Origin of the sequence: Micromonospora sp. HK10, from assembly GCF_000982955.1 — a bacterium.
Classification (GTDB): domain Bacteria; phylum Actinomycetota; class Actinomycetes; order Mycobacteriales; family Micromonosporaceae; genus Micromonospora.
The window spans coordinates 1-26,214 of record NZ_KQ058686.1 but is presented as its reverse complement, the minus strand read 5'-3'; the positions used below and the strand labels follow the sequence as shown (position 1 = coordinate 26,214).

The 26,214-nt window shown below is 74.2% G+C and carries 23 protein-coding genes; 10 read left to right on the top strand and 13 right to left on the bottom strand.

Annotated features, from left to right (window positions below; all coding sequences use genetic code 11):
• The first annotated feature begins 287 nt into the window (after positions 1–287).
• The gene (locus LQ51_RS03935) at positions 288–899 is read left to right on the top strand and encodes a winged helix-turn-helix domain-containing protein (RefSeq protein WP_046563258.1); all 612 of its coding nucleotides are present in this window, start codon (positions 288–290) and stop codon (positions 897–899) included.
• A gap of 125 nt (positions 900–1,024) precedes the next feature.
• Here LQ51_RS03935 and LQ51_RS03930 read toward each other — a convergent pair whose 3' ends face one another.
• Positions 1,025–5,401, bottom strand: coding sequence for a S8 family serine peptidase (locus tag LQ51_RS03930; protein WP_231605324.1), 4,377 nt, complete (start codon positions 5,399–5,401; stop codon positions 1,025–1,027).
• Between the two features lie 328 nt (positions 5,402–5,729).
• Here LQ51_RS03930 and LQ51_RS03925 point away from each other — a divergent pair, with 328 nt between their 5' ends.
• Complete coding sequence (locus LQ51_RS03925; protein WP_082159255.1) at positions 5,730–6,353, top strand: winged helix-turn-helix domain-containing protein; 624 nt, start codon at positions 5,730–5,732, stop codon at positions 6,351–6,353.
• Here LQ51_RS03925 and LQ51_RS03920 read toward each other — a convergent pair.
• Positions 6,329–8,299: an ABC transporter ATP-binding protein gene (locus LQ51_RS03920; protein ID WP_046563256.1), complete on the bottom strand. Its 1,971-nt coding sequence runs from the start codon at positions 8,297–8,299 to the stop codon at positions 6,329–6,331. The two genes, LQ51_RS03925 and LQ51_RS03920, sit on opposite strands and share 25 nt — an antisense overlap.
• A 295-nt stretch (positions 8,300–8,594) precedes the next feature.
• Between LQ51_RS03920 and LQ51_RS03915 the strand changes: the two genes are divergently transcribed.
• The 3 genes from LQ51_RS03915 to LQ51_RS03905 all read left to right on the top strand — a co-directional run bounded on the left by LQ51_RS03915 (position 8,595) and on the right by LQ51_RS03905 (position 10,394).
• Positions 8,595–9,437, top strand: coding sequence for an SAM-dependent methyltransferase (locus tag LQ51_RS03915; RefSeq protein WP_046563255.1), 843 nt, complete (start codon positions 8,595–8,597; stop codon positions 9,435–9,437).
• Between the two features lie 64 nt (positions 9,438–9,501).
• Positions 9,502–9,912: a VOC family protein gene (locus tag LQ51_RS03910; protein WP_046563254.1), complete on the top strand. Its 411-nt coding sequence runs from the start codon at positions 9,502–9,504 to the stop codon at positions 9,910–9,912.
• Between the two features lie 32 nt (positions 9,913–9,944).
• Positions 9,945–10,394, top strand: coding sequence for a helix-turn-helix transcriptional regulator (locus LQ51_RS03905; RefSeq protein WP_082159254.1), 450 nt, complete (start codon positions 9,945–9,947; stop codon positions 10,392–10,394).
• Here the strand turns inward: LQ51_RS03905 and LQ51_RS03900 are convergent.
• Complete coding sequence (locus tag LQ51_RS03900; RefSeq protein WP_046563253.1) at positions 10,378–10,665, bottom strand: DUF1905 domain-containing protein; 288 nt, start codon at positions 10,663–10,665, stop codon at positions 10,378–10,380. The two genes, LQ51_RS03905 and LQ51_RS03900, sit on opposite strands and share 17 nt — an antisense overlap.
• Positions 10,666–10,782: 117 nt before the next feature.
• Here LQ51_RS03900 and LQ51_RS03895 point away from each other — a divergent pair, with 117 nt between their 5' ends.
• Together LQ51_RS03895 and LQ51_RS03890 are read left to right on the top strand one after the other, a co-directional pair.
• Complete coding sequence (locus LQ51_RS03895) at positions 10,783–12,072, top strand: sensor histidine kinase (protein WP_046563252.1); 1,290 nt, start codon at positions 10,783–10,785, stop codon at positions 12,070–12,072.
• Positions 12,060–12,716, top strand: a complete 657-nt coding sequence (locus LQ51_RS03890; RefSeq protein ID WP_046563251.1) for a response regulator transcription factor — start codon at positions 12,060–12,062, stop codon at positions 12,714–12,716. Before LQ51_RS03895 ends, LQ51_RS03890 begins: the two co-directional genes overlap by 13 nt.
• A 66-nt stretch (positions 12,717–12,782) precedes the next feature.
• Here the strand turns inward: LQ51_RS03890 and LQ51_RS03885 are convergent, their stop codons facing one another.
• From LQ51_RS03885 to LQ51_RS03860, 6 genes are all read right to left on the bottom strand, one after another.
• On the bottom strand, positions 12,783–13,205 hold the full coding sequence (locus LQ51_RS03885; protein ID WP_046563265.1) for an acyl-CoA thioesterase: 423 nt from the start codon (positions 13,203–13,205) through the stop codon (positions 12,783–12,785).
• Positions 13,206–13,278: 73 nt separating this feature from the next.
• Entirely contained in the window at positions 13,279–15,525 is a 2,247-nt protein-coding gene (locus LQ51_RS03880) for an ABC transporter permease (protein ID WP_046563250.1), read from the bottom strand.
• On the bottom strand, positions 15,522–16,193 hold the full coding sequence (locus LQ51_RS03875) for an ABC transporter ATP-binding protein (RefSeq protein ID WP_046563249.1): 672 nt from the start codon (positions 16,191–16,193) through the stop codon (positions 15,522–15,524). The genes LQ51_RS03880 and LQ51_RS03875 overlap by 4 nt, the downstream gene beginning before the upstream one ends.
• Positions 16,190–16,714: a PadR family transcriptional regulator gene (locus LQ51_RS03870; protein WP_046563248.1), complete on the bottom strand. Its 525-nt coding sequence runs from the start codon at positions 16,712–16,714 to the stop codon at positions 16,190–16,192. Before LQ51_RS03870 ends, LQ51_RS03875 begins: the two co-directional genes overlap by 4 nt.
• 124 nt (positions 16,715–16,838) lie before the next feature.
• Positions 16,839–17,819, bottom strand: a complete 981-nt coding sequence (locus LQ51_RS03865) for a DUF2804 domain-containing protein (RefSeq protein WP_046563264.1) — start codon at positions 17,817–17,819, stop codon at positions 16,839–16,841.
• A gap of 61 nt (positions 17,820–17,880) precedes the next feature.
• Positions 17,881–19,098, bottom strand: coding sequence for a L,D-transpeptidase (locus LQ51_RS03860; RefSeq protein WP_052744743.1), 1,218 nt, complete (start codon positions 19,096–19,098; stop codon positions 17,881–17,883).
• 213 nt (positions 19,099–19,311) lie between these two features.
• On the opposite strand from LQ51_RS03860, the gene LQ51_RS03855 reads away from it, so the two are divergent.
• On the top strand, positions 19,312–20,526 hold the full coding sequence (locus tag LQ51_RS03855) for a PP2C family protein-serine/threonine phosphatase (protein ID WP_046563247.1): 1,215 nt from the start codon (positions 19,312–19,314) through the stop codon (positions 20,524–20,526).
• Between the two features lie 47 nt (positions 20,527–20,573).
• Positions 20,574–21,320: a hypothetical protein gene (locus LQ51_RS03850; RefSeq protein ID WP_046563246.1), complete on the top strand. Its 747-nt coding sequence runs from the start codon at positions 20,574–20,576 to the stop codon at positions 21,318–21,320.
• A 95-nt stretch (positions 21,321–21,415) separates the two neighbouring features.
• Here LQ51_RS03850 and LQ51_RS03845 read toward each other — a convergent pair whose 3' ends face one another.
• The 3 genes from LQ51_RS03845 to LQ51_RS03835 form a co-directional block, all read right to left on the bottom strand.
• The gene (locus LQ51_RS03845) at positions 21,416–22,432 is read right to left on the bottom strand and encodes an SDR family oxidoreductase (protein WP_046563245.1); all 1,017 of its coding nucleotides are present in this window, start codon (positions 22,430–22,432) and stop codon (positions 21,416–21,418) included.
• A gap of 301 nt (positions 22,433–22,733) precedes the next feature.
• On the bottom strand, positions 22,734–24,323 hold the full coding sequence (locus LQ51_RS03840; RefSeq protein WP_046563244.1) for a DHA2 family efflux MFS transporter permease subunit: 1,590 nt from the start codon (positions 24,321–24,323) through the stop codon (positions 22,734–22,736).
• A 164-nt stretch (positions 24,324–24,487) separates the two neighbouring features.
• Positions 24,488–25,420 carry an AraC family transcriptional regulator gene (locus LQ51_RS03835; protein ID WP_046563243.1) on the bottom strand — a complete coding sequence of 311 codons (933 nt, stop codon included), beginning with the start codon at positions 25,418–25,420 and terminating at the stop codon, positions 24,488–24,490.
• 23 nt (positions 25,421–25,443) lie between these two features.
• Between LQ51_RS03835 and LQ51_RS03830 the strand changes: the two genes are divergently transcribed.
• The gene (locus LQ51_RS03830) at positions 25,444–26,022 is read left to right on the top strand and encodes an anthrone oxygenase family protein (protein ID WP_231605322.1); all 579 of its coding nucleotides are present in this window, start codon (positions 25,444–25,446) and stop codon (positions 26,020–26,022) included.
• A 12-nt stretch (positions 26,023–26,034) separates the two neighbouring features.
• Here the strand turns inward: LQ51_RS03830 and LQ51_RS03825 are convergent.
• On the bottom strand, positions 26,035–26,214 hold a 180-nt coding region (locus LQ51_RS03825; protein ID WP_046563242.1), incomplete at its 5' end, for a DUF305 domain-containing protein.

Below are 26,214 nucleotides of genomic sequence, written 5' to 3'. Positions count from 1 at the left end.
ACGCCGGGCCGGCCGCGTCCGGCGCCGGCCAGGCAAAGGTCGCCATGAATGGCGAGGGCGGTCGTTACATTGACGTGAACTGCTGTACCGGCGGCCGGGGACGGCGCTAGGATCTCGCCTGGGGGGATCCGCAGCCTCACGTCTCACCGCCCTCCCCCGCGCCACGTCGAGCCCTTCGGCAGCCTGCTCCGGTTCCTCCGGACGGGCTGGACGGTCGTGCCGTCGAACGGAAGTCGACGGCCTCGAACAGATCCGCGGAAACCCGGGAACAGCAGAAGGGGCGGAAAATGGGGATCCCGTCCTTGGTCATCGGCATCGCCACCTCGGCGGCGGAGCGCCGCCAGCTCGCGCAGGTGCTCGGCGGGGCCGACGCGTTCGTGATCGTGTCCAGCGCCCACGAGGCGCGCCGCTTCCTCGACCTGGTCCGCCGGGCGGGGGCCGCCGCGACGGCACCGCCCGGCAGGGCGACGTCAGCGCCCGACGACGCGGCGACCGCAGCGCCCAGGGCGGCGACGTCAGCGTCCGACGCGGCAACCGCAGCGCCCGACGCGGCAACCGCAGCGCGCGGCGCGGCGGCGGGCGGTGACGGTCCGGTCCCGGGCGACCTGCCGACGCCCGAGCTGAGCGTCGACTCCGACCGCCGGGTGCTGCGCTGGCACGGGCGCGAGGTCGCTCTGACCCCACTGGAGCACGACGTGCTGCTCTGCCTCGTCCGCACCCCCGGACAGGTCTGGACCCACCAGCGGCTGCACCGGCAGGTGTGGGGCAACGAGCATCTGGGGCGCGGGTCCGACCTGCACTCCGTGGTGCGCCGGATCCGGCGCAAGCTCGCCCGGCTGGGCGCCGCGTCGACCATCCACGCGGTACGCGGCGTCGGGTTCCGCCTCGCGCCCTCCTGACCGCGCGCGCACCTGGCGACGGGCGGCGCCGCTGCGGTCCCCGGGCGGTCCGGTGCGCGGGCGGTGACGCGGTCCGGCCCGCCCGGTGCTGCACCGGGCGGGCCGGACCTGTCGGTCGAGCGGGGTCAGCAGCGGATCGGGGCGAGCGCGAAGTCCTCCACGGTCGGCGTGCTGGTGTTGATCCTCGTCTGCCGGGTCTGCGGCTTCCAGCCGTCCTTGGCCACGATGATCGTCAGCGGGTTGTTACGCCGGTCCAGCCAGTAGGCGTACCCGCCGTCGGCGTCGGTCGCGAAGGTCCACGACATCGCCCACGAGTCGACCTGCACGACCGCGCCGGGCAGGGGCGCGGCGGCCCCCTGGCAGCTCGTGCCGGTGACCGTGCCCATCAGCTTGCCCCACGTCGTCGGGGGGTTCACCACCATGGTGACCGCCACCGGCGGCACCGCGTACGGCGTGTTCTCCTTGATCGCCACGGAGGCCGTGTACGTGCCGGGCTGGTCGACCGCGGCCGACATCCCGACGGTGACCGTCACCTGCTCGCCCGGGGCGAGAGTGACCTTGGTCTTGTCGATGGTCAGCCAGCTGACGTCCGCCGGACCGTCGGCGCACTCCGTGAGGCCGGGCAGCGCCTCGCTGTCCTTGGTGGCCGTGAAGCTGCCGGAGGAGCCGCCGATCTTGTAGAAGCCGCACGCCGCGCCGCCGCGGTAGCGGGCGGTGTTGGCGTTGGGCAGGTTCGACCACGAGTCGGTGGCCGGATCGTAGGCGAAGCCGGCGTTGGTGATGGCCCCGCCCTGCGAGCCGCCGACGACCAGCAGCTTGCCGCTGGCCACCGCGTACGCGCTGGCCCAGCTGTCCGAGGGCGCGTCGGCGATCGCGCTCCAGCTGTTCGCGTCCGGGTCGAAGGCATAGCCGGCCTTCTGGGCGAGGGTGCCGTCGTTGCCGCCGGTGCAGTAGACGGCGCCGTCGATCCCGCCACAGGACAGGAACGCCACCGACTTCGGATAGGCCGGCAGGGTCTCCCAGCGGTCCGTGGCCGGGTCGTACCGGACCACGTCGTTCGCCATCGGCAGGCAGCTCGCCGTGGTGCAGCCGCCGATCGCGTACAGCTTGCCGGCGACGACCGCCTGCCCGGCCGCCGCCCGCGGCTTCGGGTTGTCGGCCTTCCTGGTCCAGGTGTTGGCCGCCGGGTCGTACGACCAGGTGGCGCCGTCGGGACCGGCCGCGCCCCAGCCGCCGGTGGCGATGATCCGACCACCCACGACCCCGACCGTCATGGCGTTACGCGCCCCGGGCAGGTCGGCGATCGCCGTCCAGCTCTGGCCGATCGGGTCGTACACGTAGTTCTTCGCGCTGGACGCGGTGCCGTCGCCCCCGGCGATCGAGTAGATCTTGCCGTCGAGGTTGACCACCCGGTTGTCCATCACGTTCGCCGGGTAGTTGGCGATGGTCGTCCAGGGCTCGGCCTGCGGGGCGACCGCCGCGACGGCCGTGGCCGACTTGCCGGTCGGCCGGGCCGCGAACGACGTCGGCGCGGTCAGCCGCTGCGTCGGCGCGCCGGTGGAGCCGAGGATCTCCTGCCGGGACACCCGGGACCCGTCGGCGCGCTGGAGGACGAAGCCGCCGTCGCGCTCGCTGAACTCGACCGTCGCCGGCGCGCCGCCGGTGTTGGTCACCGTGAAGGTCTTGCTGACCTTGCCGGTGGGCATCCGGACCGTGCCGGTGACCGAGGTCGGCTTCACCGCCAGCCGACCCGCCGCGAGCTGGAAGGTGGCCGCGGTCGCCCAGTCGGTCTCCACGTCGACCTGTTTGGTCTGGCCGACATAGTTGCCGGCCTTCGCGGTGAACGGGTGCTGGCCGGTCAACGACGAGAACATCCAGTAGAAGCCGTCCGGCAACTCGGTGTCGTCCGGGGTCGCGACCGTGGTGGCCCGCTCCGCCGGGCGGTCGTCGCTGGTGACCGTGGCGCCGTTGACGTACCCGTTGTCGTTCTTGTCCCGGACGTGGCCGAGCACCAGGCCGCCGTTGGTCGGCTTGCAGATCAGCGTGCTGCCGATCAGCACGTTGTCGACCTGCCACCACCATTCCCAGGACGCCTCGTAGTAGTGGAACCGGACCCGGACCTGGGCCTGGCCGGCGGCCTGCGGGATGGGCACCTGGGTGACCTTCGGCCCGCGGACGTCCGCCGCCTGCCGCAGCACGTTGCTCCAGGTGGTGCCGCCGTCGAGGCTGAGGTCGACGTCCGCGCGGTCGGAGTTCAGCCAGTTGTAGTCCTGGTTGAACCGGATCACCGGCGCGGTGACGCCGCTGAGGTCGACCACCGGGCTGACCAGCGAGGTGTCCTGCCGCCCACCGTTGCCGTAGTTGTCGCTGTCGATGATCGCGAAGCGACCGTCGCCGCCGGTCAGGTTGCCCCGGTCGCCGCTGTCGGTGAACTCCCACACCTGGCCGGTCCCGGCGTGGTCCACCACGGACCAGCCGTCGGGCACGGTGGCGCCGTCGAAGGTCTCGTACACCCCGTCGGAGCTGTTGGTGTAGCCGGGCGCCGTGGTGCAGGCGGCCGGGTCGGCCGGTACGGCGATGTTCTGCACGGCGTTGCCCGAGCCGACCGTCACGTCCCTGGTGACCGTCAGGTAGCCCGGGTACTGCGGCTCGACCGTCAGCCGGTACGTCGCACCGGCCGGAAGGGTCAGCCGGAAGCGGCCGTTGGCCGGGGTGGTGTAGTCGGAGACCGGCAGGCCGTCGACGCTGACCTTCGCGTAGAGCGGCCAGCCGTGCCCGGAGCCGTCGGTGACCGCGCCGCTGACCGTCACGCTCGGCACCGCGGTCAGCGCGACGTCGAGCGTGGTGGTGCCGTCCTTGGTGACCGTGGCGGACAGGGTCCGGGTCTGGTAGCCGAAGGCGCTGACGGTGACCTGGTAGGCGCCGGCCGGCAGCAGCGAGGAGAACGTGCCGTCGGGGCCGGTGGTCAGCTCGCGGTCGGCCGCGCCGGTCAGCGCCACCGTCGCCCCGGCGATCGGGCCGCCGGTCGCCGCGTCGGTGACCGTGCCGGCCAGCGTGCCGTTGTCGCCGATCGGCGCCGCGTTGAGCAGCGCGAGGGCGTCCAGCCGGCCCTCGCCGAAGACGTTGTTGTCGTCGGTGGTGCCGCCGCACTGGCTGTCGGCCTGGTCGACGGCCGCGTTGTCCAGCAGCGCGCGGGTCGCCGTGATGTCGCCGACCAGCGTGGGGGCCGCCGACCAGAGCAGGGCGATCGCGCCGGCCAGGTGCGGGGCCGCCATCGAGGTGCCGCTGATGCTGGCGTAGCCGCTGCCCGGGACGCTGGAGCGGATGTTCACGCCGGGGGCGGAGAGGTTGGGCTTGATCTCACCGTTCTGCCCGGCGCCCCGGGAGGAGAAGCTGGCGATGTTGTTGTTGACGTCGTACGCGCCGGCCGAGTAGTTGCTGGCCAGGCTGCCCGGTGAGCCGCTGGTCTGGCAGGCCGGGCCGTTGTTGCCGTTGGACCAGGTGCCGAAGATGCCCGAGGCCGTCCAGGCCGCGGTCACGTCCGCCATGAACGGCTCGTTGGAGGGTAGCTCGGTGCCCCACGAGTTGTTGATGATGTTGGGGCGCTTGCTGGCGTCGGGGTGCTCGCCGTTGAGGTCGGTGGGCTCCAGCATCCACTGGCCGGAGGAGATCAGGGCGTCGTCGGACGGGCAGCAGCCGTTCGCGGCGATCCACTTCACGTCCGGGGCGACCCCGATCTGGTTGGCCCCCGCGGAGCCGGCCATGGTGCCCATCGTGTGCGTGCCGTGCCCGTTGGTGTCGCAGGGCGCGGTGGGGCAGGTGCCGGCGGCGTCGAACCAGTTGTAGTTGTGGTCGAAGGTGCCATCGCCGTTGTTGCCCCGGTACGCGTTGACCAGGGCCGGGTGGTTGAACTGCACGCCGGTGTCGATGTTGGCCACGGTGATGCCGGCGCCCTTGACGCCGTACTGGGACCAGACGTCGTCGGCGTTGATGTTGGCGATGCCCCACTCGAGGGCGTCGACCGCCTTCTCCGCGCTGCCCTTGGTGACCTTGGGCACCTGGTACTCGGTCGGGGCGTACACGCCGTCCACCTCGGCGTGCGCGGCGACGTTCTGGGCCATGGCCAGCGATCCGCCGCTGACCTTGATGGCGTTGGTGGCCCAGAACGTCTGGTACCTGGTGCCGGAGCTGTCCAGCTCGGCCCGGACCTTGGCCTGGCTGGCCGCGGCGGTGCGGCGCAGCGCGTCCGCGACCGCGGCACCCCGCTCGGTCCAGTCCTTGATCGCGCTGGCCCGGCCGAGGTCGGCGCGGTCGGCGAAGTGGATCCAGAAGTCAGCCTCGCTCTTGCCCTGCAACTGCCGGGTGAGCTCCGGGCGGATCTTGTCCGACCCGGCCGTGCCGGTGCCGGTCGCGGTCTGCGTCGCCTGCGCACCGGTGGCGGTGACCGCCAGGCCGGTGGCGGCCAGGACCAGGGCCGCGCCGGCGCTGACCAGGCGGTCCACCAGCGGTCTCCGATGTGGACGTCTCAGCATCGCTGCTGCCTCCTCCAGGTACGACCCGCGAATCATCGAGCCAGATCGAAGGGTGCAGGCGACTCTTTTCCCGTCGGATCCACAGCGGAATGAACGAACCCCCCAGGCCCCCAGGCGCCGTGCGGGTCACGCCGGCAACCTGAGTGGACAGTAGGATCTCCGGGAGAGAACGATCAAGCACGCCCGGTGAGCAACTTGTCACCAACAGCTTGCCGCCGGGCGGTGGTTTTGACAGTTTCGGGCAGCGCGACACGCACGGCGGGCGGGCCGCGCCCACGATCGGCGCCGGTGGGGATGCGTGACCGAGGACGACACGGGACCGGCCGGCGCGGCGGAGCCGCCGTCGCCGCTGGTGATCGCGGTGACCCCGGTGCCGGCGGACCGGCTCCGGATCGCCGAGCTGCTGGACGGGGTGGCGCCGCTGCTGGTGGTCGCCGACCTCGACGAGCTGCGCCGGCTGCTCGCGGCCCGCGCCCCGGCGACCCGCCCCGACGCAGCGGTCGCCGCCGAGCCGCCGCTGGCCGCCGGTCCGCTGCTGGTCGACCCCACCCGGTCCACCGCCCGCGCCGGGGAGCGCGAGATCGCCCTCACCCGGCTGGAACGCGACCTGCTGACCTGCCTGGCCAGCGACCCGGTACGCGCCTGGAGCTACCCGGAGCTGCACCGCTCGGTTTGGGGTGACGCGGACCGGGAGCACCGCGCCGACGTGCAGTCCGTGGTGAAGCGGCTGCGGCGCAAGCTCGACCGGCTCGGCGGCGGCGTCACCATCGTCGCGGTGCGCGGCGTCGGATTCCGGCTCGCCGGGTGGCGGGATCGGGGCCCGTCGCCGGATTCCGGCTCCCCGGGTGGCGGGAATCAGGGCACGCCGCCGGATTCCGGCTCGCGGAAGGGCGGGAATCAGGGCGCGGCGACCGGCGGCTGACGCGGGCTCGGCGGGCCGCCCCGGGTCACGTCGTAGCCGCTGGCCTGGAGGGTGAACAGCTCGGCGTAGCGACCTCCGGCGGCCATCAGCTCGTCGTGACCGCCCGCCTCGACCAGCGCGCCGTCGTGCAGGACGAAGATCCGGTCGGCGTGCCGGACGTTCGCCAGCCGGTGCGTGATGAGGACGGTGGTGGCCCGCCCCTGCCGGTCCCGGATCGCCTGGAACAGGGCGTCCTCGGCGCGCGGGTCGAGGGCCGAGGACGGCTCGTCCATGACGAGCAGGTCGGCGTCGCGGAGGAACCCGCGGGCGGCCGTGATCCGCTGCCACTGGCCGCCGGAGAGGTCCTGACCGTGGGCGAAGGTGCGGTCGAGCAGCGTCTCGTAGCCGTACGGCAGGCTCTCGATCATGTCGTGGGCGACCGCGCGGGCGGCGGCCGCCTCGATCCGGTCCTGCCGCGCCTCGCCGTCGACGTCGCCGATGGCGATGTTCGTGGCCGCCGTGAAGGGCCACTTGTGGTACTCCTGCGTCACCACGGCGATCCGGGACCGCAGGCTGTCGACGTCCCAGTCGGCCAGCGGCCGCCCGTTCCAGCGGACCACCCCGGCGGTGGGCCGGCGCAGGGCGGCCAGCACCGCGGCGAGGCTGCTCTTGCCCGAGCCGTTCTCACCGACGAAGGCCACCGTCTGTCCGGCCCGGATGGTCAGCGTCACCCCGGCCACCGCCGGGGTGTCCCGGTCGGGGTAGCAGAGGCTCACCTCCTGCACGCTCAGCTCGCGCAGCGGCCCGGCCGCCGGGTGCGGCGGGGCGGCCTCGGGCAGGTACGCCTCGGCCCGGGCCAGGAAACCGGTGTAGTCGCCGAAGTGCTGGCCCTCGGTGTACACCAGGTCCACCTGCATGGTGGCCACGGAGAGCGACCGTTGCGCGGACTGCAACGCGATCACGCAGGTGGCCGCCGCGGCGAGCGGGATCCGCCCGTCGACGAGCAGCAGCCCGAGCAGCGCGTACACCGCTCCGGTGGCCACTCCCCCGACCACCGCCCCGAGGCTGGTCATCGTGGTGACCCGCCGGGCCAGGGCGAGCTGGATGCCGGTCTCCACGGCCATCACCCGGTCGTACTGGTCGAGCAGGAACGGGCGCAGCCCGTACGAGCGCAGCTCCGGCGCGGACTCCCGCTCGGCCATCAGCCGGTGCAGCAGCCACACCCGGCGCCGCCGCACCGAACCCGCCGTGTACGTCTGGTAGCGCAGGTGACCGGCGCGCAGCGACGCCCACGCCTTCGGCACGGTGGCCAGCAGCAGCGCCACCAGCAGCAGCGGGTGGATGACCAGCACGGCGACGGCCACCGCGACCAGGCCGGCCAGGCCGGCGAAGAGGTTCATCGACGCCTGCACCAGCGAGATCGCCGAGGCGGTACCCCGCGACGCGCGTTCCATGTCGTCGGCGAACGCGTCGGCGTCGAACGCCTCCAGCCGCACGGCCGTGCTCACCTCGAACAGGCTCCGCTCCACCTCGCGGTCGAGCCGGGGCGTCAGCCCGTTCTGCGCGTACCCGGTGACGATGCCGGCGCCGGCCCGCAGCGCGGTCGCCGCCGCCAGCGCGGCGAGCGCCGGCGCCGCCGCGACCACCTTGTCCGGGGTGGGTCCGCCGGCGAAGAGTTCGACCAGGACGCGCTGGGTGGCGACCAGGCCGAAGGCCGCGAGCACGCCGGAGCCGACGGTCGCGGCACCCACCACCCCGGTCCGGATCCGGTCCGCCCGCCAGCTGATCCGCAGCGCCGTCCAGACCAGCTGGGGCAGCTCGGCGAAGACGGCGAACAGGCCCGCCTGCGCCCGCGCCCGCACCCCGGTCTCCCAGTACATCTCGCGCAGCTCGGGCAGGACCGGTTCGGTGGCCGGGGTGGACGGCGGCGGCGCGGGGAGCCCGTCCGGGACGGTGGCGTCGGCCATGCGGATGCCTCCTCGGGTGCGGCGTGGGGTCGCGCGACGGGCCGGGCACCGGCGCGACGACCGGCGGGCCGCGCCGGGCCTGACGCCGCTTTGTAGCCGGCCGGTGACAGGGAGCCATGTTGCCCGGTCACCGGCCCGCCGGCAAGCCGCCGCCGGCGGGTCCCGGCGCGGTCGGCGGCCCCGGCGGCCTCGCCGGCGCCGGTCGCGGCAGCGCGGCCCGGGACGGTGCTCCCACGCGCGCGGCTCGGGCGGCTACGATCGGCGTGCGTGCCCACAGTGGATCAAGGAGGTCGCGGTGGCGGAGACGACATCGGGCGTACGAGCCGTGCCGGAACAGCCGTCGTCGCGGATCGACCCGTCGGTGCCCCACGCGGCCCGCCGGTACGACTACTGGCTGGGCGGCAAGGACAACTTCGCGGCCGACCGGAAGTCCGGCGACGCGATCGCCGCGGTCTACCCGGCGATCCGCACGACGGTCATCGAGAACCGGCGCTTCATGCACCGGGCCACCCGTTACCTGGCCGGGTCGGCCGGGATCCGGCAGTTCCTGGACATCGGGACCGGCATCCCCACCAGCCCGAACCTGCACGAGGTCGCGCAGGGCGTGGCCCCGGAGTCGCGGGTGGTCTACGTGGACAACGACCCGATCGTGCTGGCGCACGCGCGGGCCCTGCTGACCAGTTCGCCGGCGGGGGCCACCGCGTACGTCGACGCGGACCTGCGGGACCCGGAGCGGATCCTCGCCCACCCCACCGTCCGGTCCACCATCGACTTCGACCGGCCGATCGGGCTGACGATGGTGGCGATCCTGCACTTCCTCACCGAGGCCGACGACCCGTACGCGATCACCCGCCGACTGGTCGACGCGCTGCCGTCGGGCAGCTACGTGGTGATCTCCCACGCCACCACCGACCTGGTGCCGCGCGAGATCGCCACGGCCGCCGCGCCGGCCACCACCAGCAGCATGATCGACATGGCGTTCCGCGACCGGGACGAGTTCGGCGCGTTCTTCACGGGCCTGGAGCTCGTCGAGCCGGGCATCGCCCCGATCACCGAGTGGCACCCGGAGGAGCCGGCGGACCAGCGGGTCCCGGCCGCGCAGGCCTCGATGTACGCGGCGGTGGCCCGCAAGCCGTGAGGTCCGCGGCATCGATCAGGAATCGAGAAGCGCGGGCCGCCGGGGCGCCACTAGCGTGATCGGCATGGACCTGACGATTCACACGTGTGTGCTCCCGCATGTCGACCCGGACGCGTCGGTGGCGTTCTACCGGGACGTGCTGGAATTCGAGGTACGGCAGGACGTGGGCCACGGGCGGATGCGCTGGATCACGGTCGGGCCGGTGGGTCAGCCCGACACGTCGATCCTGCTCGCGCCGCCGACGGCCGACCCGGGGTTGACCGAGGAGGAGCGGGCCACCATCGCGGAGATGATGGCCAAGGGCACCTACGGCTGGATCCTGCTCGCCACGCCGGACCTGGACGGGGTGTTCGAGCGGGTGCAGGGCCGCGACGCGGAGGTGGTCCAGGAGCCGACCGACCAGCCGTACGGCGTCCGGGACTGCGCGTTCCGGGATCCGGCCGGCAACATGGTCCGCATCCAGCAGCGGCGCTGAGCCGGCCGACCCCAGCCGAACGGACACCCCTCATGTGTCATCCCGCCTGGGCCCGTGCGCGGACCGCCGCGCAGCGCCTGCGCGACCTGGCGCGGCTGCGCCGGGTCCGCGACCGGATCGACCGCGAGTACGCGCAGCCGCTGGACGTCGAGGCGCTCGCCCGCGCCGCGGACCTGACCGCCGGCCAGCTCAGCCGCGCGTTCCGGGTCGCCTACGGCCGGTCGCCGTACGCGTACCTGATGGTCCGGCGCATCGAGCGGGCGACGGCCCTGCTCCGCCACGGCGACCTCAGCGTCAGCGAGGTCTGCCGCGCCGTCGGCTGCCCCTCGCCGGGCATCTTCCACACCCGCTTCACCGAGCAGGTCGGCGTGCCGCCCACCGTTTACCGGCGCGCGGCGGGCGGCGCGACCGGGACCGGTCCGCCGCGGGTCCGGGTCGGGGCGGTGGTCGGCCGGGCGGCGGCGGTCACCGCGCCACGGTGAGCCGCACCGTCACCGGCTCACCGGGCTCCAGGCCCTCGGCCCGGCGCACCGCCGCCTTGACCGGGACGATATAGCGGCCGTCCTTCGGCCAGAGCGAGGTCTGCCAGCTGGTCCGGCCGATCCGCGCGGTCACCGGGATCATGCCCCAGCCGTACGTCACCGCCGGCGACGCCGCCGCCAGCGCGCCGCACTGCTCCTCCGGCACGGTGACGAAGTGCCAGGGCGCCGGGCCCCGCCAGAACCACATCTCGCCGCTGAACTCCAGCTCCACCGGCTCAGGATAGGAGCCGACCGGCGCCCGCGCGGTCCCCCGGGTAGGGCCAGGCCCACCCGGGAAGGGGGTCCAGCCGGCTGGGCCGGCCCGGCCGCCCTGGCTAGCGTCACCAGCATGATCGAGGACCGACCGACCCACCTCGCGGCGGCGCTGCGCCGGCGCGGCTATCCGCTCTCCTCGTGGCCTTGGCGGGCCCTGGCGTATGCGGCCACCTCCCTGGCGGTGGCCGGGCCGCTCGCCGTCGGGCTGTTCGTGGTCGCGACTCCCCTGCTGGCGGTCGTCAGCGCGGCGCGGCAGGGCCGCCCGGTGGTGGTGCCCGTGGTCGCCTTCCTCACCGTCGTCGCCCTGCTGGTGCTGGCGCTCGCGCCCCTGGCGAGCGGTCCGGTCGCCGCCGTGGAGCGGTGGCGGCTCGGGCTCGTCGACGGCCGCCCGCTGCCCGGCCCGCGCGCCGCCGGCCTGGCCGCCCGCTACACCGGCGCGGCGGCGTGGCGGGAGACCGCGTACCTCTGCTTCCTGGCCGCGGTGGTGCCCGCCGGGTACGGGATGTTCGCCCTGCTCGCGCTGGTCGACGTGGCGCTGCTGGCCGGCCCGTGGCTGGCCGGCGGCGGCGAGCGGATCGTGCTGCTGGCGGCGACCGTCGACACGCCCCGGCAGGCGGTCCCCTACGCGCTGGTCGCGCTGCTGCTGGTGCCGCTGCTGTGGTACGCCGCCGGCCTGCTCGTCGCCGGGCAGGCCGCGGTGGCCCGGTGGCTGCTCGGCGGCGCGACCGAGGAGGTCGCGCTGCGCGAGGTGACCCGCTCCCGGGCCCGGCTGGTCGACGCGTACGAGGCGGAGCGGCGACGCATCGAACGCGACGTGCACGACGGCGCACAGCCGCGGCTGACCAGCCTCACCCTCCAACTCGGCATGGCCCGCCTGGACGTGCCCGACGACGCCCCCGCCGCGCAGCCGCTGGCCGCCGCGCACGAGCAGGCCAAGGAGCTGATGGTGCTGCTCCGGCAGATCGTCCGGGGCATCCGCCCGCCGCACCTCACCGAGCTGGGCCTGGCCGGCGCGGTCCGGGAACTGGCCACCCGGGCCACCGTCCCGGTCACCGTCCACAGCGACCTGCCGCAGCCGGTGCCGGAACTGGCGGAGACCACCGCGTACTACGTGGTCTCCGAGTCCCTGGCCAACGTCGCGCGGCACGCCGGGGCGACCCGCGCCCAGGTCCGGCTCACCCAGGCCGGCCGTACCCTGCTCGTGGAGATCGAGGACGACGGCCGCGGCGGCGCCGACCCGGCCCGTGGCACCGGGCTCGCCGGCCTGGCGGATCGGGTCGGCGCGGTGGACGGGCGGCTGCTGCTGGCCAGCCCGGTCGGGGGTCCTACCCTGGTGCGGGTGGAGCTGCCGTGCCGCCGGTGATCCGGGTCGTACTCGCCGAGGACGAGGTCCTGCTGCGCGACGGGCTCGTCGGCCTGCTGACCCGGTTCGACTTCGCGGTGGCCGCCGCCGTCGGCTCGGCGCCGGAGCTGCGCGCCGCGGTCGACGCCCACGCGCCGGACCTGGTCGTCACCGACATCCGCATGCCGCCGGGCCGACGCGACGACGGCCTGCGCGCGGCGGTCGCGCTGCGCGAGGCTCGCCCGGACCTCCCGGTCGTGGTACTCAGCCAGCACGTGCAGGCCGAGTACGCGGCGGCGCTGCTCGGCAGCGGCGACGGCCGGCGGGTCGGCTACCTGCTCAAGGATCGCGTCGCCGACGTCGCCGAGTTCGCCGGCACGCTGCGCCGGGTGGCCGGCGGCGGCACGGCCATCGACCCGGACGTGGTACGCCACCTGCTGCACCGGCCACGGGATCCGCTGGCCGCCCTCTCCCCCCGCGAGCGCGAGGTGCTCGCGCTGGTCGCCGAGGGCCACTCCAACGCGGCGATCGCGGCGCGGCTGCACGTCACCGACGCGGCGGTCGGCAAGCACGTCGGCAACATCCTGACCAAGCTCGACCTGCCGCCCAGCGACGACACCAACCGCCGGGTGCTGGCGGTGCTCACCTACCTGGGCGCCCGCTGAGCCGACCCGGCTGCCGCGCGCGACCCGGCTGCGGCGCGACCCGGCTGCGCCGCGACCGGGGTCGGGTCACAGGTTGAGCGGGCCCGGGTCGGTGGCCAGTTCCGCGAAGCGCCGGCGCGGATCGGGAACCAGCCGCCGGGCGGCCAGGTCGAGCAGGCCGCCCACCCCGGTCAGCTCGGCGACCCGGGTGCCGTCCGGACGGGTCAGCTCCTGCACGATCTGGAACGTCTTGCCCTCGCCCCAGCGGAACTCGCAGGACACGTCCACCTCGTCGCCGCCACGCAGCTCGCGCAGGTAGCGGACGGTGACCTCCAGGGCGACCGGGCCCACCCCGCCGGCGAGCAGCCGGGCCTGGGAGATGCCGGCGGCGCGCAGGCACTCCCACCGGGCGTGCTCGCCGTACTGCAGGTAGACGGCCTGGTTCAGGTGGCCCTGCGTGTCCAGCTCGTAGCCGCGGACGGTGACGCGCACCCGGAACGGATCTGCCATGCCCGCGAGCGTAGCGAGGGCCCCCGACACCGCCGTGGCCCACCGGTGCGTCCCGGTGAGCCACGGCACGGCCTCAGTCGTTGCGGGCCGTCTCCGGGCCGGTGATCCGGTGCAGCAGCGGCAGCGTCGACGCGACGATGCCCAGCGACGCCGCCAGTCCGGCGGCGACCATGAGGTAGAACGACGCGTCCGGCGGGCGCAGCGTGTAGCCCAGCTGCGCCCGCAGGAACAGGTGTGCGGCCAGGAAGCCCATCCCGGTCGCCACCGCGGCGACGGCGAGCAGCGGCACGACGGTCTCCAGGGCGACCACGCGGCGCAGCGTACGCAGCCGCACGCCGGTCAGCCGGAGCATGCTGAACGGTCGCTTCCGGTCGCTGAGCCCGCCGGCCACGCTCACCGCCAGGCTGCACCCGGCGATCGGCAGGCTGGCCAGCATGACCACGTTGGCCAGTTGCTGGAACTGCACCATCAGCCGTGCGGAGTCCGACTCCCACTCGGCGACGCTGGACGGGAAGCGCGCCGTCGGGAACGCGTTGATCAGCATGGTCCGGGCCTGTTCGAACGCGGCACGGCTGGCGGTGTTGACGACCACCGACCGGATCGGTTGCCGGTCGACCTGTGCCGGGTCCATGTGGGCGTCGGCCCAGACGTAGTGGTCGTTGGTCAGGTCCCAGGCGCGCTCGCCGATGAGGTCGTCGGCCACGGCCGCCACCTGGGCGCCGGCCGGGCAGCTACCGAACTCCGCCAGGCGGTCCAGCTCGGCGCACGTGATGACGCCCGGCCACCACCATCGGTAGGCGGGATTCTGCGTCCCGTTCACCTCGAGCGGTGGTGGTGTGTCGACGGGGTTGGCGTGGACCAGGGTCACGCTGCGTACCCCCGGGATGCTCGCGAGCCCGGCCGGGATCTGGTCGGCGGTCGGTGCGGAGCCCTCCTCGGGATCAAACCACGTCGACAGGGAGGTGGCGGCCACCGAGTCGGTGCGCGGCTCGCCGCGGTTCGCGACGTAGCTGGTGATGATGCCGGTGGCGACGCTGGTCACGAAGAGCGCCACGATCAGCCCGCTGACCGACCGGAAGGCCGCCCGGGGATTGTCCGCGAGGCGTCGCCCGGCGAGGAGGGTGGCCGGCCGGCTGGCCCGTCCGGCCAGCAGGCGGGCGCCGAGCATGGTCAGCCACGGCCCGGCGAGCAGCAGCCCGGTCAGGATCAGCAGAAACCCCGAGAGGTACGCGGTCAGCTGGCCGTTGGTGGTGGGCGGACGCCGGCCGATGAAGTACGCCAGCTCGGCGAGCCCGGCGACCAGCGGGATCAGCCGCCAGGCGCGCGGCGGTTTCGGGGTGACCCGGCGGGCGACGCCCAACGGGGAGATCTGCACCCGGCGCAGCGCCAGCCAGGAGGCCACGACGGCGCCGAGCGGGATGCCGACCGCGACCGCCATGACGTCGAGAAGGGTGAGTGACAGGTCGGCGGTGAAGAAGCGCTCGCCGGTGAACGGTACGGCGGCGAGCCCCGGGCGGAGCGCGAGGAACAGCCCGAACCCGACGGCCGTGCCCACCGCGGCCGCGAGCACGGATTCGACGGCCGAGATGACGGAGATCTGCCGGGGCGTGGCGCCGATCAGCCGCATCGCGGCGAAGCGTTGCTCCCGGCGGGTCGCGGCCAGCCGGGTGGCGGTGCCGATGAAGATGAGCACCGGGAAGAGCAGCGCCACCGCGACGATGGAGAGCACCAGTGCCATTCCGTCGTGGTTGATGCCGACGTAGCAGCCCCGGGAGCAGACGCTCGGCGAGGTCGTCATGATCTGCGTGGCCTTGCGCGCCCCGAGCTGCTCCATGTCGCTCGGGGTCCGGCCGATCACGATCAGCAGCGACTCGGGGGACGGCAGCGCCACCGATCCGATGGTGCCGACCTCGTGGCCGGGGAACCGGTCGCCGAGCTGCGCGGCCGGGGTGGTGTGCAGCAGCTCGCCGAGAGCGGGTGAGACGTAGTACTCGCCGGGCCCGGGCAGGCGCGGGATGCCCGGCGGGACGGGCGAGTCCGGGCCGGTCGCCGCGACCTCGACCCGGCCGATCGAGTCGCCGTGGTAGTAGTCCTGCCGGATCAGCCACCACACCGGGTCGACCGACGGGTCGGCGGCGGCCGGCGCCACGGCGCTGTTCAGCCAGGCGTACCGCTGGTTCTGCGCGTTGACGGCGTTCATGCCGGCGAGCGTGGCGAGGAGCATGCCGACCCCGAGCGCCACGGCGGTGGCGATGACGGCGAGTCTGGTGGCGGCCTCGCGGCCGCCGGCCAGCGACAGCCGGACCGCGAACCGGATCATGCCGACACCAGCGCGTTCACCCTGCCGTCGCGCACGATGACCTGCCGGTCGGCGTACGCGGCGACGCGGGCCTCGTGGGTGACGAGCACGACCGTGGTGCCCTGCTCGCGGGCGCATCCGACGAGAAGATCCATGACCTGCTCACCGGTGAGCGAGTCGAGGGCACCGGTCGGCTCGTCGGCGAAGAGCACCTCCGGCCGGCTGACCAGCCCGCGGGCCAGGGCCACCCGCTGTGCCTGGCCCCCCGAGAGCTCACCGGACCGGCGCCGCTCCAGTCCGCCCAGTCCGAGTCGCTCGAACCAGGGCCGCGCCTGGCTGAGGGCGGCGGCCCGCTTGACGCCGCGCAGCAGCAACGGCAGCGCGACGTTCTCCTCCGCGGTCAGCTCCGGCACGAGCTGTCCGGACTGGAACACGAAGCCGAACCGGTCGCGCCGCAGCGCGCTGCGCTCCGGTTCGGCCAGGGTGTCGACGCGGCGGTCGGCCAGGCGGATCTCGCCGGCGTCGGGCACCAGGATGCCGGCCAGGCAGTGCAGCAGGGTGGTCTTGCCGGAGCCGCTCGGACCCATCACCGCGACGATCTCGCCCGGGTCGACGGAGAGGTTGGCACCGCGCAGCGCCGGGGTGCTGCCGAAGGAGAGGACCACCTCGCGCGCCTCGATCGCCGTCATGACCGCACCAGCTTCCGCAGGGCGTCGAGCCGGGCCACGGTGGTGTCGATCCAGTGCAGGTCGGCCTCCAGGTGGAACAGGCCGTGGTCGGCGAGGAGCGTGTCGACCAGGTCGCCGTCGCGTTTGATCGCGGTGAGTTCGGTCATCCGGCGCAGGTGCGCGGCGCGCTGGCGGTCGAGGTACTCGCCCGCGGGGCGCTCCAGCATCAGCGCCAGCACGACCTTCGAGAAGAGCACCGTCTGCAGGTTGGGCTCCGGCTCGACCGGCTCGGCCAGCCAGGCGTCGACCTCGGTGGCGCCGCGTTCGGTGATCACGTACCGCTTGCGGTCGGGCCCCACCCCCGGCTCCACCTCGCCGACGACGATCTTGCCGTCCCGGGCGAGGCGGCCGAGCGTCGCATAGACCTGGCCGAAGGGCAGCGGCTTGCCGCGGCTGAAGTAGGTGTCGTAGTCGCGCTTCAGGTCGTAGCCGTGGCTGGGCTCGCGCTCCAGCAGGCCGAGCAGGGTCAACGGGACGCTCATGACGACACCATACACCGGAGGTATACCTCGCGTATATACGCGCGACGTACACCGGCCCGCGGTGCGGTATCGCCGCAATTCGGGATGGTGGCGACGGCGGGGCGACCCGGGCGGCCGCCCGCGCTCACCAGCGGTTGCGCGCCTCCTCGGCCCAGCCGACCACGCCGTCCAGGTCGATCCGCTCCCCCGCTTCGGTGGCGGCCCAGCCGGAGAAGCGCCCGAAACACTGGTGGGTCTCGCTGGCCAGCACGCCGAGGTTGGTCTTCGCCCGCCGCTCGTGGAACGGGTGGAACCGCACGTCCACCCCGGTGCCACTGATGTGCCAGGGCCGCAGCCAGTCCGTACGGTCGTAGCGCCAGGTCAACTCGGCGCCGATCTTGTGCAACCGGCCGTCGACCACGAGCGCGTTCTCGGTCGAGCCGGTGCCGTCGGTCCACCGACCACCGAGCTGGATCGCCCGGCCGGGGGCGCTGCCGGCCGCCCAGTTCCACCGCACCGCGTACGGCCACTTGCCGCGGCCGTGGTCCAGCACGGCGAACGAGTCCGCCGCACCGACCGGGAACCCGGTGCCGTCCACGCGCAGCGTGCCGCGCACCGGCCGGCCGACGTCCTTGACGGTGTACTGGAACCGCCGCCTGCTCCACGGCACCACGACGCCGAGCGACTCGTGCCCCGGCGGCATTGGCACCGTCAGGTCGATCTGCACCCCCGGGGCCACCGCCCGGATGGTGCTGCCCTCGGCGCGCTGGTCGATGTCGATCGCCAGGCCGGGGCCGGCGGCGTGCACCGGGCCGTCCCCGCTGCGCGGCGGGAGGATCGCGCCCCGGGCGAACGGGACCACCACCTCGTGGTTCCGTTCCAGCCCGGTACGGCGGTCGAGCAGGTAGACGCTGTGCACGCCGGCGTAGTCCAGCGACGAGGCGACCAGCCCGAGGATGTGGGTCGGGGTGACGATCCCCCAGTACTCCCACCGTTTGACCCGCCCCCAGCCGCGCAGGTTCGCCCGGTGCAACGGCCGCCGGGTCCAGCCGATCGCGGCCGGGTTGAGCCGGCCGTCCGGCAGGCACAGGTCGACCGGCTCGGTGATCTCCCGCTCGTGCGTCACGACGGCCGACCGGCACCGCCGCCGGCCGGCCCGCACGCCACCGGCCGGACGCGGCGGCGGGTCACCACTTGTCCCAGGGCACGGCCCAGGCGCTGCCGTCGCTGACCGCCATCTGCCGGGGGGTGTTGCGGACGTCGACCACGTCGCCGAGGCGGAACGTCTCATAGAACCAGCGGGCGTGCGCCGGCCCCACGTTGATGCAGCCGTGCGAGGTGTTCCGGTTGCCGTGGGCGCCGATGTTCCAGTCGGCCAGGTGCACGAACTCACCGGAGTACGAGATCCGCAGGCAGAGCTTGATGACCTCGTCGTAGTAGTTCGGGTCCTTGCGGTCGACGATGCCGTAGCTGGACGAGGTCATCCGGTGCGAGGGCTCCCGGGTCATCACCACGTGCGGCCCGGAGCGGGTCCAGTAGCTGACGGTCTGGCCGCTCGCGCCGACGGCGGTGCCGCCCTTGCCCATGCTCACCGGGATGTCGCGCACCATCCGGCCGTCGATGTAGACCTTCATCCGGTGGCTGCGCGCGTCGGCGATGGCGATCCGGGACGGGCCGATGGTGAAGTTCGTGCTGGCGCTGGTGCCGCCGTAGACGCCCTTGCCGAGATCCTGGCCGAACAGGTCGACCCGGACGGAGACCTTGGTGCCGGGGGTCCAGTACTTCGCCGGCCGCCAGTGCGCGTTCCGCCCGTCGATCCAGCGCCACCGCCCCTCCACGGCCGGGGTGGTCTGCACCACCATGGACTTCTCGGCCTCGGCGCGGTTCTTCACCGACTTGGCGAAGTTCACCATCACCACCTGGCCGACCCCGTACGTGCCGCCGGAGCGCAGCGCGGTCAGCGCGTTGGCCTGGAAGGTGACCGACGCGACGCCGGCCGGCTTGACCGTGCTGAAGGTGCTCTTGTGCTGGGTCACCGCGCCCGAGGCGTCGGCCACCGAGGCGGTGACCGTGTAGGTCCTGCCGTAGGCGAGCCGGCCGGTGGACCGCCACGAGTTGTCCTCGGCGCCCGCCTCACCGGCGACGGTCCGGCCCCCGGAGGTCACCGAGACGTCCTTGAGCGTGCCGCCCTGCACCGACACCACCACCGGGTCCAGCGGGGACACCCGCTTGGCACCGGCGGCCGGCGTGACGGCCACCGTGGCCTCGGGTACGGGCTCCTCCGCCGCCACCTGACCGGGCTGCGACCAGGCGGCACTGGAGGCGGCCTTGTCGTTGCAACCGGCCGTCACCAGGCCGGCGGTGACGCCCAACCCGGTGCCGATCAACTTTCGACGAGTGATCATCGCGTTCCTCTCCGCCCGGAGAGTACTTGGCCGCGCCCCGTCGCGGGAGGCCCGGTGGCCGGTTGCCGACAGTGGATCACCGCCGCGCCCCCGACGGGCGGCCAGCGCGACGGCGCGTGTCGTCGCGGTCACCGGATGCGGTGCCGGGAGCGCGGGCCGGCGGTCCGGGGTGCCCCCAGGCGAACCTTGCCCGATTGCAACTACGATCCGGGGGTGGTCAGGGCGGAGAGCCAGCAGGACGAGCAGAGGTGGCGCCATGTGGAGGCGGCCACCGGGGCCACGCTGTCCCGCCTCGACGTCGCCGACATCTTCGACGAGGTGCTCGACCGGGTCCGCGAGTTGCTGCAGGTCGACACCGCCGCCATCCTCCTGCTCGACGTGCGCGCCCGGCACCTGGTGGCCACCGCGGCCCGGGGCCTGGAGGAGGAGGTCCGGCAGGGTTTCCGGGTCTCCGTCGGGCGGGGCTTCGCCGGCCAGGTCGCGCTCACCCAGCGGCCGGTGATCATCGAGGACGTCACCCGGGACAAGGTGGTGAACCCGGTGCTGTTGCAGACCGGGGTGCGTTCCCTGCTGGGGGTGCCGATCTTCTCCGGCGGCAGCCTGGTCGGCGTGCTGCACGTCGGCTCGCTCGTGCCGCGCCGGTTCGGCCCGGACGACGTCCGCCTGCTGGAACTGGTCGCCACCCACGTGGGGCTGGCGGGTCGGGTCCGGCAGAACACCCTCGACCACTCCGCCGCCCTGGCACTGCAGCGCAGCCTGATCCCCACCGAACTGCCGGACCTGCCGAGCCTGCAGCTGGCCGGCCGGTACGTGCCCGGCCACGCCTCCGGCGTCGGCGGCGACTGGTACGACGTGTTCACCCTGCCGTCGGGCTGGTCGGGCGTGGTGATGGGCGACGTGTCCGGCCACGGCCTGCAGTCGGCGATCATCATGGGCCGCATCCGCAGCGCGCTGCGGGCGTACGCGCTGGTCTGCGACGACCCCGCGGAGGCGCTCACCCTGCTCGACCGCAAGGTGGTCCACTTCGAGGCGGGCAGCCTCACCACGGCGTTGTACGCGATGATCCCGCCCGACGGCGCGACCATCCACCTCTCGCTGGCCGGGCATCCCGCGCCGGTGCTGGCCGCCCCCGGCCGGCGCACCGCCACCGTCGCCGCGGACATCGACCCACCGCTGGGCATCGGCCGGAGCGGGACCGGGCGCCGCACCACGGCGATCGACTTCCCGCCCGGCGGCGTCCTGGTCGCCTACACCGACGGGCTCGTGGAACGCCGCGACGAACTCTTCGACGCCGGGGTCGCCCGGCTGGCCGCCGCCGTCCCGCTGGCCCCGCCGGAGTCGGTGTGCGACACCGTGATGGCCACCCTGGACGCGGAGAACCCGGCCGACGACGTGGCGCTGCTGGCGATCCGCCGCTCCGGCGGCTGAGCGGATATGCCGTGCGCCGGCCACGGGCCAGCGTTACCGTCCCGGCCGTGACCCTCGACATCGTCTCCCTGGCCGACCGTCCCGAGCTGGCTCCGCTGCTCGGCAACGAGAACTTTTCCGGGGCCTGGCCGCCGTTCATGCTCTGGGACCCGATGGGTGCCGTGTACTACGCCGTCGCCGACGACCTGTACCCGGAGTTCGTCTTCGCCGCCGTGGACCCGGCCGAGCCCGGACGCCCGGTCGCCCGGGCGTACGCGGTGCCGGTGCGGTGGACGGAGCCGGAGCTGCCCGACGGCGGCTGGGACCGGATGATCCAGCGCTCGGCCATCGACCGGGCCACCGGGGCGATCCCGACCATGGTGTCGACGCTGGAGATCTGCGTCCGGCCCGACCGGCGCGGCACCGGGCTGTCCGGGCTGATGCTCGCCGCGATGCGGGAGGCCGCCGCGGTGCGCGGCTTCGACACCCTGGTCGCGCCGGTCCGCCCGAGCGGCAAACACACCCGCCCCGACCTCCCGATGACCGGGTACGCCGCGCAGGTTCGCGCCGACGGCCTGCCCGTCGACCCGTGGCTGCGGGTGCACGTACGCGCCGGCGGGCGGATCGAGCGGGTGGCGCCCCGGTCGATGGTGATCAGCGGGACACTCGCCGACTGGCGGCGCTGGACCGGCCTGCCCTTCGACGCCAGCGGGCCGGTGCACGTGCCGGGCGCCCTGGCGCCGGTGCTCTGCGACGTGACGCACGACCACGCCGTCTACGTCGAGCCCAACGTCTGGGTCCGGCACCGCCTGTAGCCGGCCCGCCCGCGCGGCGGCCCCGCCGGCACCATCGGGTGGCCCGGCCGCACCCCGCGGGGTGAGGCCGGCCGGCGCCATCGGGTGGGCCGGCCTCACCCCGCGGCGCGGCGCCAGGCCAGGGCACCGACGGCGGCGGCGGTGAGCCCCGTCGCGGTGACCAGCCGGTGCCGGGACAGCCAGGCCTGGGCGCTGTGCCGGTGGGCGCGGTCGGTGAACGAGCCACCGGCGCCCCGGTCCCGCCCGCCCGGCCCGTCGGCGGGCAGCCAGAGGTTCGCGGGCCGGTCGGGGTCGGCCGGCCGGTCGGTCTGCTGGGCGTCGTAGCCGGTGCGGGCCAGGTAGCGGTCGAGCAGCCCGGGCGCGAGGCGGTTGCCGAGGATGGCCAGCGCCGTGGAGGCGCCCACCCAGTACTCGCGGCGGCCGGGCCGGTCGGCGGCGGCCACGATGGCCCGGGCCGCGACGGCCGGCGCGTAGATCGGCGGCACCGGACGCGCCCGGCGCGGCAGCCGGGACAGCAACCAGTCGAACTGCGGGGTGTTCAGCGCGGGCAGGTGCACCATCGTCACCGCGATCGTGCTGCGCTCGTGCATCAGCTCGCAGCGCAGCGACTCGGTGAACCCGACGATGGCGTGCTTCGCCCCGCAGTACGCGGCCTGAAGCGGGATGCCCCGGTAGGCCAGCGCCGAGCCGACCTGCACGATGACGCCCCGGTCCCGGGGCGTCATGTGGTGCAGCGCCACCCGGGTGCCGTGCACGTAGCCGAGATAGGTCACCTGCATGGCCCGCTCGAACTCGGCCGGGCGGGTGTCCCGGAACGGCGCGAGGACCGAGCTGAACGCGTTGTTGATCCACAGGTCGATCGGCCCGAGCTCGTCCTCGATGCGTTGGCCGGCGGCGACCACCTGGTCGTGCTCGGCCATGTCGACCTCGACGGGCAGCGCCCGGCTGCCGGCCGCGCGGACCTCCTCGGCGACCGCGTCGAGCCCGGTCCGGCCGCGGGCCAGCAGGGCGATGGCGATGCCGCGCCGGGCGAGCAGGCGGGCGGTGGCCCGGCCCACGCCGGCGCTCGCACCGGTGATCACGGCCACCTCCGCCGCGCGCCGCCGCCCCATGCCGCCCCTCCCGGTGTCGTCCGTCCGGTCCGGGCTACCCGGTGCGCGGCGGGCTACTCCGCCCGGAGCCCGGCAGGTCGGTCCGGGACCGCGGCGGTGGCGGCGCGGGACCGGCGACCGCCGGGCGCGGCGGCCGCAACCGCGGTACGGCGAACGGACGTCGCGGGCGCGGCGGCGACAGCCCGGAGGACGCCGGACGGGCCGCGGTGGCGGGCCAGAGAGAGGACGCCGGACGGGCCGCCACGGGCCGCGGTGGCGGGCCAAGCCGCCAGGGGTGCCTGGCGGCCCGGCCCGGGCGGGATCAGTGCAGGCCGACCGGCATCGGCGGCCGCTGCTCGCCGGACTGGTCGTCGAGCAGCAGCACCGGCTCCCGGCGGCGGGGCAGGAACGCGGCCGGGATGAAGGTGAGCAGCACCAGCACGAAGCCGACCCAGAAGGTGCTGGCGAAGGCGTCGGCGGCGAAGGCCAGACCCCGTTCGATCAGCGCCACCGGCAGCCCGAACTGCTCGAGCAGCTCCGGCCGCTGCTGGGTAGCGATCGCCAGCCCGGCCTCGGTGACCGGCTTGCCGCTCGCCGGGTCGGTCACGCCCGGGATGGGGCGGGAGCCGTTCAGCTCGTTGGTGAGGATCACCGACATCACGGCGGCGCCGACCGAGCCGCCGATCTGCTGGAGGATGTTGACCAGCGTGGAGCCGCGGGCCACCTCCTGCGCGTGCAGGGTCTTCAGCGCCGACGTCATGATCGGCATCATGGTGCCGCCCATGCCCAGACCCATCACGAACAGCGAGCCGCAGAGCAGCCAGTACGAGGTGTCCGGGTCGACCTGGGTGAAGGTGAAGAACCCGGCGGCGATGAGCACCAGCGCGAACGGCACCGTCCGGCCGATCGGCAGCCGGTCGGCCAGCATGCCGGCGATCGGCATGGTGAGCATCGCGCCGATGCCCTGCGGCGCCATGAGCAGGCCGGCGGTGAGCGTCGACTCGCCCCGGATCTGCAGGAAGTAGCTGGGGAAGAGCAGGCCGGCGCCCATGAACGCGATGATGAACACGAACAGGGTGACCGAGGCGATGGTCAGGTTGCGGTTGCGGAACAGCCGCAGATCCAGCAGCGGGTGCTTGGGCTTGAACGAGTAGAGCACGAAGCCCACCACCAGCGCGGCGCCGACCAGCATGGGCAGCCACACCGTGGTGGCGCCGAACCGGCCGGCCTCCGGCAGGGACGAGACGCCGTAGAGGAACAGCGCCAGGCCCGGCGAGAGCATCACCATGCCGAGGATGTCGAACGACTCGGACGGCTCCGGGTTGTCCTTCGGCAGCGCCAGCATGGCGTAGACCAGCGAGATCACGCCGATCGGCAGGTTGATCAGGAAGATCCAGTGCCAGCTCGCCGTGTCGATCAGCCAGCCACCCAGGATCGGGCCGCCGATCGGGCCGAGCAGCATGGGGATGCCCAGGACGGCCATCAGCCGGCCGATCCGGTGCGGGCCGGCGGCCCGGGTCATGATGGTCATGCCCAGCGGCATGAGCATGCCGCCGCCGAGGCCCTGCAGGACCCGGTAGCCGATCAGCTCGGTGATCGTGTCGGCGGTGGCGCAGAGGCCGGAGCCGATGGTGAACAGGGCCAGCGCGGCCATGTAGAGGCGCTTGGTGCCGAACCGGTCCGCGGCCCAGCCGGTCACCGGGATCACCGTCGCCAGGGCGAGGGTGTAGGCGGTCATGGTCCATGCCACCCGCGCGTACGAGGCGTCGAATTCGGTCTGGAACGTCGGCAGCGCCACGCTGACGACCGTCACGTCGAGGATCGACATGATCGCCCCGAGCACGACCACGCCCGCCACCTTGAGCACCGCGGCGTCGAGTTTGTCCGATGTCGCGACAGCTTGCTGGGTCACTGAAGAATCTCCTGAGTTTCCGATTGGGCCCTGGTCGGTGGCGGTGCGGCGCCCACCGGGGCGCGCGGTGGACCGCCACGCTGCGTGACGTCCGCAGGAAGACTAGCGACTGCCTCCGACGCCCGGCGCGGGGATTACCAGGCTGCCCCGATCCGCGGAACGGCTCAGACCGTCTCGCGGTAGGCCCGCGGACTCACCCCGCGTCGCCGTTTGAAGGCGACGCTGAGCGCGAACGGGCTGCCGTAGCCGACCCGGCGGGCCACCGCGGTGAGCGTCAGGTCGGTGTCCCGCAGCAGGTCAGCGGCGACCGCGAGGCGCCAGCTCGTGACGAACGCCATCGGCGGCTCACCGACCAGGTCGGCGAAGCGGCGGGCGAACGCGGCCCGGGAGACGCCCGCGGCGGCGGCGAGCCCCGCGACCGTCCAGGGGTGAGCGGGATCACCCTGGACCAGCCGCACCGCCGGGCCGACCACCGGATCCCCGGCCGCCCGGTGCCACCCCGGCGGCCGGGCCTCGGGGCGGGCGAACCAGCTCCGCAGCACCGCGATGACCAGCAGGTCGAGCAGCCGGTCCAGCACCACCTCCTGGCCCGGCTGGGCGCGGTGCAGCTCGGCCGCGAGCAGCGTGACGACCGGCGCCTCGGCGTCGGTGCCGGGCAGCACCAGCAGGGGCGGCAGGGCGGCGAGCAGCCCCGCGCCGACCGCGCCACCGCTGGCGTACGTGCCGGTGAGCAGGGCGGTCGCCGCGTCCGGGCGGGTGCCCCAGGTACGCAGCCCGAGCGCCCTGACGTCGGTGAGGTCCCGGCCGGCGAGCGTGGTGCAGCGCTGACCCGGGTGGATCACCACCTGCGGTGGCGTTCCGGGCTGGTCGGCGACGGTGTACGGGTCCGGCCCGCGCAGCACCGCCACGTCCCCGGGGCCCAGCGGCACCGGTTCGCCGGCCTCGGGCACCACCCACGCCCCGCCCCGCACCACCGTGGTGACGCTCAGCGGGGCGGCGTCGCGTACCCGGATCGACCACGGCGGGTCCATCACGGTACGCAGCAGGAACGCGTCCCGGGCGCGCAGCCCGCGGAGCACGCCGGCGAGGACGTCCACCGGGCGAGCGTAGACGCGCGCGTATGGACCGGGGCGTCCCGGCCATGGCCGGCGCGCCCCCGGCCGCGCTGGACTGGCTCCATGATCGGATCGACCGACGGGAGGACCCGATGACCGGGCTGCGTAACACCGCGCTGCTGCTGGCGATGGTGACCACGGGACTGATGGCCGGCCTCTTCGCCGGCTTCGCGTACGCCGTGATGCCGGGCCTGTCCCGGGTGGACGACCGGACCTTCGTGGCCGGCATGCGCGCGATCAACGCGGCCATCCTGAACGGCTGGTTCGCGCTCTGCTTCGGCGGCGCGCTGATCGGCACACTGGCGGCCGTCCTGCTGCACCTGCCCACCGACCGGCGCGGGCCGCTGCCCTGGCTGCTGGCCGCCCTGCTGCTCTACGGCCTGGTGCTGGTGGTGACGATCGCGGTGAACGTGCCGCTCAACGACCGGCTCGCGGCCGCGGACCGGCTGGCGGATCCGGCCCGACTGCGGGTCATGTTCGAGGGTGCCTGGGTGCGCTGGAACGTGGTGCGGGCGGTGCTGAACACCGCGGCCCTGGGCTGCCTCGGCTGGGCCCTGCTGGTCGCCCGGCCGGTCACGGGCTGAGGGGCGGCCGGCTCAGCGCTGCTGCGCCCGGTAGCTGGCCATCAGCACCACCTCCGCGGCGCGCGACCGTTCGACGCGCCGGGCCAGGTCGCGGACCCGCTCGCTGGTGCCGGCGCGGACCTGCGCCCGGGCCAGGTCGGCGGCGGTGCGCTGGTGCTCGCTGAGCACGTCGAGCAGCACCCGGTCGGCCGC

What these genes read in the sequence shown, in the direction of transcription:
- LQ51_RS03910 (WP_046563254.1), top strand. Translation starts at nt 9,502, where the DNA reads ATGGACCTGACGATTCACACGTGTGTGCTCCCGCATGTCGACCCGGAC.
- LQ51_RS03920 (WP_046563256.1), bottom strand. Translation starts at nt 8,299, where the DNA reads ATGGCCGACGCCACCGTCCCGGACGGGCTCCCCGCGCCGCCGCCGTCC.
- LQ51_RS03895 (WP_046563252.1), top strand. Translation starts at nt 10,783, where the DNA reads ATGATCGAGGACCGACCGACCCACCTCGCGGCGGCGCTGCGCCGGCGC.
- LQ51_RS03845 (WP_046563245.1), bottom strand. Translation starts at nt 22,432, where the DNA reads ATGGGGCGGCGGCGCGCGGCGGAGGTGGCCGTGATCACCGGTGCGAGC.
- LQ51_RS03870 (WP_046563248.1), bottom strand. Translation starts at nt 16,714, where the DNA reads ATGAGCGTCCCGTTGACCCTGCTCGGCCTGCTGGAGCGCGAGCCCAGC.
- LQ51_RS03885 (WP_046563265.1), bottom strand. Translation starts at nt 13,205, where the DNA reads ATGGCAGATCCGTTCCGGGTGCGCGTCACCGTCCGCGGCTACGAGCTG.
- LQ51_RS03935 (WP_046563258.1), top strand. Translation starts at nt 288, where the DNA reads ATGGGGATCCCGTCCTTGGTCATCGGCATCGCCACCTCGGCGGCGGAG.
- LQ51_RS03860 (WP_052744743.1), bottom strand. Translation starts at nt 19,098, where the DNA reads ATGATCACTCGTCGAAAGTTGATCGGCACCGGGTTGGGCGTCACCGCC.
- LQ51_RS03905 (WP_082159254.1), top strand. Translation starts at nt 9,945, where the DNA reads ATGTGTCATCCCGCCTGGGCCCGTGCGCGGACCGCCGCGCAGCGCCTG.
- LQ51_RS03880 (WP_046563250.1), bottom strand. Translation starts at nt 15,525, where the DNA reads ATGATCCGGTTCGCGGTCCGGCTGTCGCTGGCCGGCGGCCGCGAGGCC.
- LQ51_RS03830 (WP_231605322.1), top strand. Translation starts at nt 25,444, where the DNA reads ATGGACCGGGGCGTCCCGGCCATGGCCGGCGCGCCCCCGGCCGCGCTG.
- LQ51_RS03875 (WP_046563249.1), bottom strand. Translation starts at nt 16,193, where the DNA reads ATGACGGCGATCGAGGCGCGCGAGGTGGTCCTCTCCTTCGGCAGCACC.